Origin of the sequence: Streptomyces sp. WP-1 (genome assembly GCF_030450125.1) — a bacterium.
GTDB lineage: Bacteria > Actinomycetota > Actinomycetes > Streptomycetales > Streptomycetaceae > Streptomyces > Streptomyces incarnatus.
This window is the reverse complement of the sequence record NZ_CP123923.1, coordinates 3,050,573-3,063,506: the sequence shown is the minus strand read 5'-3', so window position 1 is coordinate 3,063,506 and position 12,934 is coordinate 3,050,573. Positions and strand designations below refer to the sequence as shown.

The 12,934-nt window shown below is 69.4% G+C and carries 11 protein-coding genes; 8 read left to right on the top strand and 3 right to left on the bottom strand.

The window, feature by feature from the left end; all coding sequences use genetic code 11:
- Nucleotides 1–68: 68 nt before the first annotated feature.
- The gene (locus tag QHG49_RS13030) at nt 69–1,826 is read right to left on the bottom strand and encodes an ABC transporter substrate-binding protein (protein ID WP_159704671.1); all 1,758 of its coding nucleotides are present in this window, start codon (nt 1,824–1,826) and stop codon (nt 69–71) included.
- Between the two features lie 80 nt (nt 1,827–1,906).
- On the bottom strand, nt 1,907–2,935 hold the full coding sequence (locus QHG49_RS13025; RefSeq protein ID WP_186337840.1) for an ABC transporter permease: 1,029 nt from the start codon (nt 2,933–2,935) through the stop codon (nt 1,907–1,909).
- A 513-nt stretch (nt 2,936–3,448) separates the two neighbouring features.
- On the opposite strand from QHG49_RS13025, the gene QHG49_RS13020 reads away from it, so the two are divergent.
- Genes QHG49_RS13020 through QHG49_RS13000 form a run of 5 tightly spaced genes read left to right on the top strand, consistent with a single transcriptional unit; the run spans nt 3,449 to nt 8,967 of the window.
- Nucleotides 3,449–5,029, top strand: coding sequence for an ABC transporter substrate-binding protein (locus QHG49_RS13020; protein WP_301489716.1), 1,581 nt, complete (start codon nt 3,449–3,451; stop codon nt 5,027–5,029).
- 5 nt (nt 5,030–5,034) lie between these two features.
- Nucleotides 5,035–5,958 (top strand): ABC transporter permease, encoded by a 924-nt coding sequence (locus tag QHG49_RS13015; protein ID WP_145487125.1) that lies wholly within the window; start codon nt 5,035–5,037, stop codon nt 5,956–5,958.
- The gene (locus QHG49_RS13010) at nt 5,951–6,931 is read left to right on the top strand and encodes an ABC transporter permease (protein ID WP_159704677.1); all 981 of its coding nucleotides are present in this window, start codon (nt 5,951–5,953) and stop codon (nt 6,929–6,931) included. Before QHG49_RS13015 ends, QHG49_RS13010 begins: the two co-directional genes overlap by 8 nt.
- Before the next feature lie 7 nt (nt 6,932–6,938).
- Entirely contained in the window at nt 6,939–7,922 is a 984-nt protein-coding gene (locus tag QHG49_RS13005) for an ABC transporter ATP-binding protein (RefSeq protein ID WP_145487127.1), read from the top strand.
- Nucleotides 7,906–8,967 (top strand): ABC transporter ATP-binding protein, encoded by a 1,062-nt coding sequence (locus tag QHG49_RS13000; RefSeq protein WP_145487128.1) that lies wholly within the window; start codon nt 7,906–7,908, stop codon nt 8,965–8,967. The genes QHG49_RS13005 and QHG49_RS13000 overlap by 17 nt, the downstream gene beginning before the upstream one ends.
- A 128-nt stretch (nt 8,968–9,095) precedes the next feature.
- On the opposite strand, the gene QHG49_RS12995 is transcribed toward QHG49_RS13000, so the two are convergent.
- Nucleotides 9,096–11,210, bottom strand: a complete 2,115-nt coding sequence (locus QHG49_RS12995) for a prolyl oligopeptidase family serine peptidase (RefSeq protein WP_159704683.1) — start codon at nt 11,208–11,210, stop codon at nt 9,096–9,098.
- Between the two features lie 177 nt (nt 11,211–11,387).
- Here QHG49_RS12995 and QHG49_RS12990 point away from each other — a divergent pair, with 177 nt between their 5' ends.
- The 3 genes from QHG49_RS12990 to QHG49_RS12980 are packed head-to-tail and all read left to right on the top strand — an operon-like array spanning nt 11,388 to nt 12,917.
- The gene (locus QHG49_RS12990; protein WP_037659963.1) at nt 11,388–11,582 is read left to right on the top strand and encodes a hypothetical protein; all 195 of its coding nucleotides are present in this window, start codon (nt 11,388–11,390) and stop codon (nt 11,580–11,582) included.
- Between the two features lie 40 nt (nt 11,583–11,622).
- Nucleotides 11,623–12,501, top strand: coding sequence for an N-acetyl-1-D-myo-inositol-2-amino-2-deoxy-alpha-D-glucopyranoside deacetylase (gene mshB / locus QHG49_RS12985; protein WP_301489699.1), 879 nt, complete (start codon nt 11,623–11,625; stop codon nt 12,499–12,501).
- A gap of 23 nt (nt 12,502–12,524) precedes the next feature.
- Nucleotides 12,525–12,917 (top strand): DUF6113 family protein, encoded by a 393-nt coding sequence (locus tag QHG49_RS12980; RefSeq protein WP_145487274.1) that lies wholly within the window; start codon nt 12,525–12,527, stop codon nt 12,915–12,917.
- Nucleotides 12,918–12,934: the final 17 nt, after the last annotated feature.

The window sequence follows — 12,934 nt, the reverse complement described above, 5'->3', positions numbered from 1 at the left end:
CCGGGATAGGGGGGTGGGCCGTAGGGGGGCGGCCAGATCGTGGCCGCCCCCCGGTGGGTACTACACGGTTACTTCATCGCGTACAGCTTGGTGAGCATGACGCAGGTGTTGCCCGGGTCGTAGATGACGCCGCCGACCTTGGAGCCGTGCATCCAGTTGCGGATGGAGTGGTAGTCCGGGACCACCGCGGCCAGCTCCATGACCTGACGGTCGACCTCACCCCAGGCCTTGTTGGCCTGCGTGACATCGGTGATCTTCGCAGCGGCGTCGATCGCCTTGTTGACGCCCGGGTCGTTGAGCTGGGCGTAGTTGCTGCGGCCGTCACCGATGTTCTTGCCGTCCCAGCAGGGGTAGAACACGGAGTAGCCGTTCGGCCAGTCCGGGCTCCAGCCGGCCGCGAACAGGTCGAAGGTGTTGTCGATCTTGCCGATCTGGGTGTAGAAGGTCGACTTGTCGACCTGCTTGTTGACGACCTGGAAGCCGGCCGCCTCCAGCGCGTTCTTGATGGCGACGGCGCTCTTGACCGCGCTGTCCGAGGCCTGGTACGCGATGACCAGCTTCTGGCCGACCTTGCCGGCCTCCTTCAGCAGGGCCTTCGCCTTGGCCGGGTCGCCACCGGGCTTCTTGTCCGTGCCGTAGAGGTCGAACTTGGTGTAGCCGGGGGTGACCGGGCTGAGGATCGTGGTCGCGATCTCGCTGCTGGCCGCGCCACCGCGGATCGTCTGCAGCTGCTGGTGCGGCCACGCGTAGTTGATGGCCTGGCGGACCTTGACGTCCTTGATCCGGGTCGTGTTGATCGGCCAGTAGTAGGTGACCGTGTCGACCTGGGTCAGCACGCGCTTCTTCAGCGTGGCGTTGGTCATGACCTGCGCTATGCGCTCGGGCGCGACCTCGTTGAAGATCGACATCGCGTACTGGTCGTTGCCCTTGTCCGCGATGTAGCGGTCGGTGGAGGCGACGAGCTCGAAGCCGAACTGGAAGACGTACTTGTCCGGGTAGGCGTTGCGGATCGGGTCCGTCTTCGCGTCCCAGTGCTCGTTGCGCACGTACGTCAGCGACTTGCCGATGTCACGGTTGCCGATCCGGTAGGGACCGAGCGCGAACGGCTGCTTGTCGTACTTCTCCTTGGTGTCCTTCTTCTTGTTCACCAGGCTGTAGCCCGGCATGCCGAGCGTGTAGTTGAAGTCCGTGCGGGCTTCGGTGAGGTTGAAGGTGATGGTGTTGCCGGAGACCTCGAGCGAGTCGAGGTGCTTGCCGTCGTACGGGCCCTTGTACTTGTCGCCGCCGACCAGCCACTGCTGCACGTAGCGCGGGCCCTCGGTCACGAAGGACGCGAAGAGGCGCTCGAACGTGTGGCGGACGTCGTCCATGGAGAGGTCGGAGCCGTCCTCCCACTTGATGCCGTCCTTGATGGTGAACGACCAGGTCTTGCCGCCGTTCTTCATGGTGCCGGCGTCCGTGGCGACGTCACCGACGAGCGTGGCGGCGCCCTTCTCGTCCACCTTGTAGCCGGTCAGACCGCGCAGGATCGGGCGGGTGATCGCACCCTCGGTCGCCACGTAGACCTGCGCCGGGTCCAGGTGGTCCATGTCGAACTGGTCGAGCGAGTACAGCGTCCCGCCCTTGACCGCTCCGGGAACCTCCGGGGCCGGACCCGTGGAGTCGGCCTTGGTGCCGACCGGGATGTTCATGGTCTTGGCCTTGCTCACCGACGGGACACTGTTGTCGGTCGAGCCCTTGTCGCTGCTGCTGCACGCGCTCAGCACAGTCGTGGAGGCCGCGGCCACACCGGTGGCGATCAGGAAGTTTCTACGTGAAAAAGACATGCTGAGCCTGCCTATAGGGGTCGATTCGGGCGGTCGTGACCAGCCGGACGTCATCGAGCCGGACCGGGTGGAAGGAAGTGCTACCGCTTGGACTTGGGGTCGAGCGCGTCGCGCACGGAGTCACCGAGCAGGTTGAAGGCGACCACGAAGAGAACCATCGAGACGCCCGGGAAGAGCATGAACGTGAGGTCCTGCGAGTAGAACGTGGACCCACGAGCGATCATCACGCCCCAGTCCGGGGTCGGGTCGATGATGCCGACGCCGAGGAAGGACAGGCCTGCCTCCGCGGTCACGAGCGTCGGGAGCAGCAGCGTGCCCTGGATGATGATCGGTGTCCACAGGTTGGGCAGCAGCTCCTTGAACACGATGCGCATCGGAGACGCGCCCGTGACCTTCGCCGCCTCCACGAACTCGCGCTCACGCAGACCGAGGACCTGACCGCGCAGCAGACGCGCGATGGTGGCCCAGCCGAACGCGGTCAGTACCGTGATCAGAGCGGTGGCGCGCAGCCACGTCGGGATGTTGTCGTCGGGGGCGACGAAGATGCCGTAGACGACCGGCATGAACGCGATGAAGAACAGCGTGGACGGGAACGACAGCAGGATGTCGATGACCCGGCTGACGATGTAGTCGGTCTTGCCGCCCAGGTAGCCGGCGGTGATGCCGACCACGACGCCGACGACCACGGTGAGGACCGTGGCGGCCAGGGCGATGCCCAGCGACGTCCGGATGCCGTACAGCAGGAACGTGAAGACGTCCCGGCCCAGCTGCGGCTCGATGCCGAACCAGAACTGCGAGCTCATGCCGCCGTTCGGGCCGGACGGGTACGCGAACGCGTCCAGCAGGCTCGGGTCCTGGCTGGCGTACGTCGTGTACGGGTTCTTGCCGTAGAGCTTGGCGATCAACGGCGCCGCTATCGCGATCACGAAGAAGAAGATCACGACATAGGCGGATATGACGCCCGTCTTGTCGCGCTTGAAACGCTTCCAGGCGAGCCGGCCCGGGGAACGGCTCTCACTGCCCTTCGGACCGTTCGAAGTGGTCGACTTCGTGACGGTCTCGTCGGTCACCTCAAGCGGGGTGGCCGCGGATGGAGTTGGGGAGGTCATGGTGCTCCTGGCCCAAGGGAGGGTCTGATGACTCCGCAGGGCGCTCCCCTACGGGCTACGCCGGACTTTTTCAACGCAATTCATTCAAGGTCAATAAATTCTCGGCCGACTTGGGGTTGTCTTTACCTTCTTTGCCTCGACTTGGTCGAACTGTAGCTACGCGGGTAGCGCGCTGTAATCAATCCGTGCTTCACATCGGACCAATTGGACTAATCGGGCAAGAAGTCCGTTATGCGGACGGTCGAGTGTCGAAATACGTACATCGGCTGATCCGAATCCAACGTTTCGGCAACGTTACGCGGAGATCCGTTGCGTGCGCGGCACAAGATCAACGGGTGCCCGGGGCGAGGTGCCTGCATTCGGCCGACGTGTCCCTCTAAAGATCCCTCAATCCGGTAATGCGCATGCGGTATGTGTCGTATGTGCGGATATTTACCGGGTAATAAATCTGGTGATCATCATGAGGAGGCGCCCATGCGGGGACTGATGCGCGTCGGACGGGCCGCCTGTGCTATGGCAGCCGCGCTGATGATGGCTGGATGCGGTGGTGGCGGAGGCTTCGGCGGGGCCGGAGTGCTCACCTCGTCCTGGGGCGATCCGCAGAACCCGCTGGAGCCGGCCAACACCAACGAGGTCCAGGGCGGCAAGGTGCTGGACATGGTCTTCCGGGGCCTGAAGAAGTACGACCCCCGCACCGGCCGGGCCGTGAACATGCTCGCCGAGCGCATCAGCACCACCGACTCGCGCACCTTCACCGTCACCGTCAAGGACGGCTGGCGCTTCAGCAACGGGGAGCCGGTCACCGCCCGGTCCTTCGTGGACGCCTGGAACTACGGCGCGAGCCTGCGCGACAACCAGAAGAACGCGTACTTCTTCGGCTACATCGACGGCTACGACAAGGCCCACCCCGACAGCGGCCGGCAGCGCGCCGACACCCTGTCCGGGCTCCGGGTGACCGGGCCGCGGACCTTCACCGTCCGCCTGAACCAGAAGTTCGCGGGCTTCCCCGACACCCTCGGGTACGCCGCCTACGCGCCCCTGCCGCGCGCCTTCTTCACCGACCACGCCGGATGGCTGCGCAAGCCGGTCGGCAACGGGCCGTACCGGATCGCGTCGTACACCAAGGGCTCCGCGATGACCCTGAAGAAGTGGAAGGGGTACCCCGGCCCCGACCCGGCCCGCAACGAGGGCGTGACCCTGCTCGTCTACACCGACAGCAACACCGCGTACACCGATGTGCTGGCCGGCAACCTCGACCTCGTCGACGACGTGCCCGCGACCCAGCTCAAGAACGTCCGCACCGACCTGGACGGCCGCTACATCAACACCCCGGCCGGCATCCTGCAGACCCTGGCCTTCCCCTACTACGACCCGAAGTGGAACACCGCGGGGGCGCGCAAGGTCCGCACCGGGCTGTCCATGGCGATCGACCGGGCGCAGATCACCGAGACCATCTTCCGCCGCACCCGCACCCCGGCCACCGACTGGACCTCGCCGGTCCTCGGCACGGCGGGCGGCTTCCAGGACGGGCTGTGCGGACACGCCTGCGCCTACGACCCGGCGGGCGCCCGCAGGCTCGTCCGGGAGGGCGGCGGCATCCCCGGCGGCCGGCTGAAGATCACCTACAACGCGGACACCGGCTCGCACAAGCAGTGGGTGGACGCCGTGTGCAACTCCATCAACAACGCCCTCGGCGACGACAAGGCGTGCGTCGGCAACCCGGTCGGCACCTTCGCCGACTTCCGCAACCAGATCGGGCAGCACAGGATGAGCGGACCCTTCCGGGCCGGCTGGCAGATGGACTACCCCTTGATCCAGAACTTCCTCCAGCCGCTCTACTACACCGACGCCTCCTCCAACGACGGCAAGTGGTCGAACAAGCAGTTCGACCGGCTCGTGGACCGGGCCAACGCCGAGACCGACCGGGCGGCCTCCGTGCGGCTGTTCCAGGAGGCCGAGAAGGTCGTCCGCGACAACATGGCGGCCATCCCGCTCTGGTACCAGAACGGCAGCGCCGGCTACACCGCCCGGCTCTCCCATGTGACGCTCAATCCGTTCAGCGTCCCGGTCTACAACGAGATCAAGGTCGGCTGAGCCGCGTGGGCCGCTATGTCGCGAGGCGACTGCTCCAGATGATCCCGGTCTTCATCGGGGCCACCCTGCTGATCTTCCTCATGGTGAACGTGATGGGCGATCCGATCGCGGGCCTGTGCGGCGAGCGCGCCTGCGACCCGGCGACCGCCGCCCAGCTGAAACGCGAGTTCGGCCTCGACCAGCCGCTGTGGCGCCAGTACGCCACCTATATGGGGAACGTCTTCACCGGCAACTTCGGTACGGCGTTCAACGGGCAGCCCGTCACCGAGCTGATGGCGGCCGCGTTCCCGGTCACCGTCCGGCTCACGATCGTGGCCATCGCCATCGAGATCGTCATCGGCATCGCGCTCGGCGTCGTCACCGGACTGCGGCGCGGCCACCCCGTCGACACCGGGGTGCTGCTGGCCACCCTGGTCGTCATCTCCGTGCCCACCTTCGTCACCGGCCTGCTGCTGCAACTGCTGCTCGGCGTCTCCTGGGGCTGGATCAGACCGTCCGTCTCACCGGCCGCCGGCTTCGGCGAGCTGATCGTGCCGGGACTGGTCCTCGCCTCCGTCTCCCTCGCCTACGTCACCCGGCTCACCCGCACCACCATCGCGGAGAACAAGCGCGCCGACTACGTGCGCACCGCGATCGCCAAGGGCCTGCCCCGGCGCCGCGTCGTCACCCGGCATCTGCTGCGCAATTCGCTGATCCCGGTGGTCACCTTCATCGGCACCGACATCGGGGCGCTGATGGGCGGCGCGATCGTCACCGAGCGGATCTTCAACATCCACGGCGTCGGCTACCAGCTCTACCAGGGCATCCTGCGCCAGAACACCCAGACGGTCGTCGGCTTCGTGACCGTCCTCGTGCTGGTCTTCCTGTTCGCCAACCTCCTCGTCGACCTCCTGTACGCCGTACTCGACCCGAGGATCCGCTATGCCTGAACAGCCCTACGAGCCCGAGGGCGTCATCGCCGGGACCGGCATGGGCGGCGCCATGGACCTCGGCGCGAGCGAGGCCACCACCCTGGAGAAGGGCCCCGGCGCACCGCCGGGCGGCGGGCCCGCGGGGCGGCCCCGCTCGCTGTGGTCGGACGCCTGGCGGGACCTGCGCCGCAACCCCGTCTTCCTGCTGTCCGCCCTGGTCATCCTCTTCCTGGTGTTCGTCTCCCTGTGGCCCTCGGCGATCGCCTCCGGCAGCCCGCTCAGCTGCGACCTGGCCAAGTCCCAGGACGGCCCGGGGCCGGGCGCGCCCTTCGGGTACGACGGGCAGGGCTGCAACGTGTACACACGCACCGTCTACGGGGCCCGTACGTCCGTCACGGTCGGCGTCCTGGCGACCCTGGGGGTCGCCCTCCTCGGGTCCGTCCTCGGCGGTCTGGCGGGCTATTTCGGCGGATGGTGGGACGCGCTGCTGTCCCGCACCACCGACATCTTCTTCGCCGTCCCCGTCGTCCTCGGCGGCCTCGTGCTGCTGTCCGTGGTCACCAGCAACACGGTCTGGCCGGTGATCGGCTTCATGGTGCTGCTCGGCTGGCCGCAGATCTCCCGTATCGCGCGCGGCTCGGTCATCACCGCCCGCCAGCACGACTACGTCCAGGCGGCCCGCGCGCTCGGCGCCTCCGACTCCCGCATCCTGCTGCGCCACATCGCGCCGAACGCCGTCGCCCCGGTGATCGTGGTGGCGACCATCGCGCTCGGCACCTACATCTCCCTGGAGGCGACCCTGTCCTATCTGGGGGTCGGCCTCAAACCGCCCAGCGTCTCCTGGGGCATCGACATCTCCGCCGCCTCCCCCTACATCCGCAACGCCCCGCACGCCCTGCTGTGGCCCTCCGGCGCCCTCGCCGTCACCGTCCTGGCCTTCATCATGCTCGGCGACGCGGTGCGCGACGCCCTCGACCCCAAGCTGAGGTGACGGCGCCATGCTGCTCGAAGTCCGCGATCTGCACGTGGAGTTCAGGACCCGGGACGGCGTGGCCCGGGCCGTGAACGGGGTGTCGTACGCCGTCGACGAGGGGGAGACACTGGCCGTGCTCGGCGAGTCCGGGTCGGGCAAGTCGGTGACCGCGCAGGCCGTGATGGGCATCCTCGACATGCCGCCGGGGCGGATCACCGGCGGCGAGATCCTCTTCCAGGGCCGTGATCTGCTGCGGATGAAGGAGGAGGACCGGCGGGAACTGCGGGGCGCCCGGATGGCGATGATCTTCCAGGACGCGCTGTCGGCCCTCAACCCGGTGCTCTCCGTGGGCGATCAGCTCGGCGAACTGTTCGTGGTGCACCGGGGGATGTCCCGCAAGGCCGCGCGGGCCAGGGCCGTCGAGCTGATGGACCGGGTGCGCATCCCGGGCGCGGCCCAGCGGGTGCGCGACTACCCCCACCAGTTCTCCGGCGGGATGCGCCAGCGGATCATGATCGCCATGGCGCTGGCCCTGGAACCCGCCCTGGTCATCGCCGACGAACCCACCACCGCCCTGGACGTCACCGTGCAGGCGCAGGTCATGGATCTGCTCGCCGAACTGCAGCGCGAGTACCGCATGGGGCTCGTCCTCATCACCCACGACCTCGGGGTGGTCGCGGACGTGGCCGACCGGATCGCCGTGATGTACGCCGGGCGGATCGTGGAGTCGGCGCCGGTGCACGACATCTACAAGGCGCCCGCCCACCCCTACACCCGGGGCCTGCTCGACTCCATCCCGCGCCTGGACCTCAAGGGGCGGGAGCTGTACGCCATCAAGGGCCTGCCGCCGAACCTGACGCGGGTGCCGCCAGGCTGCTCCTTCCATCCGCGCTGCCCGATGGCCCGGGGCGTCTGCCGCGCCGAGGTGCCCCCGCTGTACGAGGTGTCCGAAGTCCGCGGCAGCGCCTGCCACTTCTGGAGGGAGTGCCTCGGTGGCGACGAGCGGTGAACCGGTCCTGGAGGTCAGCGGGCTCGTCAAGCACTACCCGCTGACCCGGGGCGTCCTGTTCAAGAAGCAGATCGGCGCGGTCCGGGCGGTCGACGGCGTCGACTTCGTCCTCGGCCGGGGCGAGACCCTGGGCATCGTCGGCGAGTCGGGCTGCGGCAAGTCGACGGTCGCCAGGCTGCTGTGCAACCTGGAGCGGCCGAGCGCCGGGTCCGTCCGGTTCAAGGGCGAGGACATCACCCGGCTGTCCGGGCGCGCCCTGAAGGCGGTGCGCCGCAACATCCAGATGGTCTTCCAGGACCCGTACACCTCCCTCAACCCCCGGATGACGGTGGGGGACATCGTGGGGGAGCCGTACGAGATCCACCCCGAGGCGGCCCCCAAGGGCGACCGGCGCCGCCGGGTGCGGGAACTGCTGGACGTGGTGGGGCTCGACCCGGACTTCGTCAACCGCTATCCGCACCAGTTCTCCGGCGGCCAGCGCCAGCGCATCGGCATCGCGCGGGGGCTCGCGCTGCGCCCGGAGGTCATCGTCGCCGACGAACCGGTGTCCGCGCTCGACGTGTCGGTGCAGGCCCAGGTGATCAACCTGCTGGACCGGCTGCAGGCGGAGTTCGAGCTCTCCTACGTCTTCATCGCGCACGACCTGTCGATCGTGCGGCACATCTCGGACCGGGTCGGCGTCATGTACCTCGGCCGGATCGTGGAGACCGGGCGGGACGCGGAGATCTACGAGCATCCGACGCACCCCTACACCCAGGCGCTGCTGTCCGCGGTGCCCGTCCCGGACCCCGAGGCGCGGGAGAGGCGCGAGCGGATCATCCTCAGCGGGGACGTGCCCTCCCCGGCGGACATCCCCTCCGGGTGCCGCTTTCGCACCCGGTGCTGGAAGGCGCGGGAGCGGTGCGCGCTCCAGGTGCCCGCGCTCGCGGTGCCGGCCTTCTTCGAGGAGGGTCCGGCCGCCCATGCCTCGGCGTGCCACTTCGCCGAGGAGAAGCGGGTGGTGCCGCCGGAGTCCGGCCCGGCGGACGGCAACGGGCCGGGGTGACGTGATGCACCCCGGCCCGTTCACGGCACCCGCACGACCGTACGAACCGCAGCCTGCCGTGTCCGTATATCGGAGCTGCTTCCGTCAAGTTGCCCGCGTGTTAACGCGGTTGACGGCCGCCGTCCGCCTCAGCCCAGGGACCGCCGCAGGAAGTCCAGCTGGAGGTTGAGCAGGTTCTCCGCGACCGTCTCCTGCGGGGTCATATGGGTCACCCCGGACAGCGGCAGCACCTCGTGCGGGCGGCCCGCGGCCAGCAGCGCGGAGGACAGCCGCAGCGAGTGCGCGACCACCACGTTGTCGTCCGCCAGGCCGTGGACGACCATCATCGGGCGGTGCGGCTCGGCCGCGTCGACCAGACCGGCGTCGTCGATCAGCGAGTTGCGGCGGTAGACGTCCGGCTGCTCGTTCGGGTCGCCCAGGTAGCGCTCCTGGTAGTGGGTGTCGTAGAGCCGCAGATCGGTGACCGGGGCGCCGACCACCGCCGCGTGGAAGACGTCCGGGCGGCGCAGCACCGCGAGGGCGGACAGATAGCCGCCGAAGGACCAGCCCCGGATCGCCACCCGGGTGAGGTCCAGCGGGAACCGCTCGGCGAGCGACCGGAGCGCGTCCACCTGGTCCTGGAGGACGATCTCGGCGAGGTCGTCCTTGATCTCCTTCTCCCAGGCGGGCGAGCGGCCCGGGGTGCCCCGCCCGTCGGCGACCACCACGGCGAAGCCCTGGTCGGCGAACCACTGGGAGGTGAGGTGGGCGTTGTGCGCGGCGACCACCCGCTGACCGTGCGGGCCACCGTAGGGGTCCAGCAGAACCGGCAGGGGAGTGTCACCGTGGTAGTCCCGTGGCATAAGCACGGCGCACGGAATTCGGCGTGCGCCCCCCTCGGTGAGCGTGACCCGGGGGGACAAACCGGGGTCTTCGGCGTACGACCGGACAGTGGCCGTCGCTTTTCCGTCAGCCAGCACCTGTACACGTGTGCCCGGCCTGTCCAGGGCCGCGGACACCAGCACCGTCACGCCCCCGGCGCGCACCGCCGAGTGCACCCCGGGTTCCCGGGACACGCGCTCCACGCCCAGTTCGCTCACCCGGTACACATGGATCTCGCCGATCTCGGGCGCCTCCGCCTCGGCCCCGGCGGAGGCGGAGACGAGCACGTCGTCCGCACCCACGTCCAGAACCGCACGGATGTGCAACTGGCCTGTGGTCAGCGGACGTTCGCCCACGGCGAGGACCCGGGCGCCGCCCTCGTCCGCGATCCGGACCAGCTGTCCGGAGGGGCTCCAGCACGGCGCTCCGGCGAAAAGTTCCAGCCAAATTGGGTCCTCGTCCGCGTGCACCATCCGGGTCGTCCCGGTGTCCGGGTCCACCGCCAGGTACAGCAGGCCGCGCTGGTCCCGGGACTGCACGAGGACCAGCGGCGCACCCGCCTGTGACCAGTGCACTCGGGCGAGGTAGGGGTAGCGGTCGCGATCCCAGAGCACCTCCGTGCGCTCCCCGTCGAGACCCAGCACGAACAGCCGGACGTCCGCGTTAGGGGTGCCCGCCGCGGGGTACGCGACGTTATTTGGCTCACGGTCGGGATGGGCCGGGTCGGAGATCCACCACCTGGTCACCGGCGTGTCGTCCGCACGGGCCACCAGCAGCCGGTCGCCGCCCGGCGCCCACCAGAAGCCGCGGGTACGGCTCATCTCCTCGGCCGCGATGAACTCCGCGAGCCCGTAGGTGACCTGCTCCGTCTCCGGTTCGGCGAGCGCGCGGTCGCCCTCGCCGTCGGCGCCCACCACGCGCAGGGCGCCCTCGGAGACGTACGCGATGTGCCGGCCGTCGGGTGCCGGGCGGGGGTCGATCACGGGGCCCGGCACCGGGAGTTCACGGGTCTCGCCGGTCGTCAGGCCCGCCGTGAAAAGCCGCCCTGACAAGGTGAAAGACGCCAACTCCACGGCGGCGTCGGTGGCGTAGCCGACGATGCCGGCCCCGCCCTCCCTGCTGCGCTCCCGGCGGGCCCGTTCCGCGGGCGAGAGCTGCTCACTGGCGCCGCCCAGCAGGGCGCCCGGGTCGGCGGCGAGGCGCTCGGTGCCGTCCGGGAGGTCCAGCACCCAGAGGGCGTTGGCCCGGTCGGAACCGGAGCTGGAACGCAGGAACGCGACACGTGCGCCGTCGGGCGCCACGGTGAACCCGCGCGGCGCGCCGAGGGTGAATCGCTGGGTCCTGGCGTGTCTGCGGGGGAAGGAGTCGGACTCGGTCGTCATACCCCGACCATATTGGCCATGCGCCCCCTTGTGCGGCCGTGCGCCGAGAGATGCGCGAGCACGGATAGTTATGATCACTACCGCTGTGTGGGTATGAACCTGCCGGTGTCCGCATGGACTTGCTCTACCGATCTTTCCGAACAGCCGTGTCCCTGGGATCTTTGGAGGTGAGCCGCCGTGGCACTCTCGATTTCGGCGGTGGTGCTGCTGGCGATCATCGTCTTCCTGCTGATGAAGAAGTCGGGACTGAAGGGCGGCCACGCGGTCGTCTGCATGCTGCTCGGCTTCTACCTCGCCTCCTCCACCATCGCGCCCACGATCAGCCAGCTGACGACGAACGTGGCGAGCATGATCGGCAGCATCAAGTTCTGACGGCCGGGCGGGCGGTCCCGGGCCTGCGTAGGGTGGTGGCATGACGGAACTGCCCACCTCCGGCCCGCGCGCCGCCCGGCGGCTGCTGCTGGTGCACGCGCACCCGGACGACGAGTCGATCAACAACGGCGCCACCATGGCCAAGTACGTGGCCGAGGGCGCCCACGTGACCCTGGTCACCTGCACCCTGGGCGAGCGGGGCGAGTGCATCCCGCCCGAGCTGCGGCATCTGACCGGCGCCGCGCTCGGCGCGCACCGGCGCGGCGAGCTGGCCGCCGCCCTCGGTGAACTGGGTGTCACCGACGCCCGGCTGCTCGGCGGCGCCGGCCGCTACGGCGACTCCGGGATGATGGGCCTCGCCGACAACGAGGACCCCGGCTGCTTCTGGCAGGCCGATGTGGACGAGGCCGCGGCACACCTCGTCGAGGTGATCCTGGAGATCCGCCCCCAGGTCCTCGTCACCTACGACGACAACGGCGGCTACGGCCACCCGGACCACATCCAGGCCCACCGCGTCGCCATGCGCGCCGCCGACCTCGCGGCCGGGCGCGGGCACACCATCGACAAGGTCTACTGGATCCGCACCCCGCGCTCCGTCGCCGAGGACGCCTTCGCCCGGCTCCAGGAGGAGCTGCCGGCCCTGCCCTTCGAGAAGAGCGCGGCCCTGGAGGACGTACCCGGTGTGGTGGACGACGCCCGGGTCACCACCGCCGTCGACGGCACCGCCCACGCCGCGGCGAAGGCCGCCGCGATGCGCGCCCACGCCACCCAGGTCGCGGTCGCCGAGCCCTGGTTCGCGCTCTCGAACGAGCTGGCCCAGCCGCTGTTCACCACCGAATACTACGAGTTGGCGCGCGGCACCGCCGTCCCCGGCGAGAGCGACCTGTTCGCCGGGATCGCCACCGGGGAGGCGTCGTGAGCGGCACCGGCACCCCGGGCCCGATGCTCGCCCAGCCGCTGCGCATGCCGACCCCCGGGCGCGCCCTCGCCCACATCGGCCTCTTCCTGCTCGGCGCCGTCGTCGCGGCCGCCGGGTCCCTGGTGCAGGCCGCCTGGTTCCCCGGCGGGCTGCTGCTCGCCCTCGCGGGTGCCGTCGGCGCGTTCCTCGGCGGTGCCTACGCCACCCGGTCCCGGGGCGGCGCGATGGCACCCGCCGCGGGCTGGATCGTCACCGTCATCCTGCTCACCACCTCCCGTCCCGAGGGCGACTTCCTCTTCGGCGCGGGCGGCGGCTCCTATCTCTTCCTGTTCGGCGGCATGGCGCTGGCTGTGATCTGCGCCACCCTCGGCGCCGGGAGGCAACCGCGCCTCGGCTCCGCCCGACTTGGGAAGTGACGTACCGCTTTCCGGTG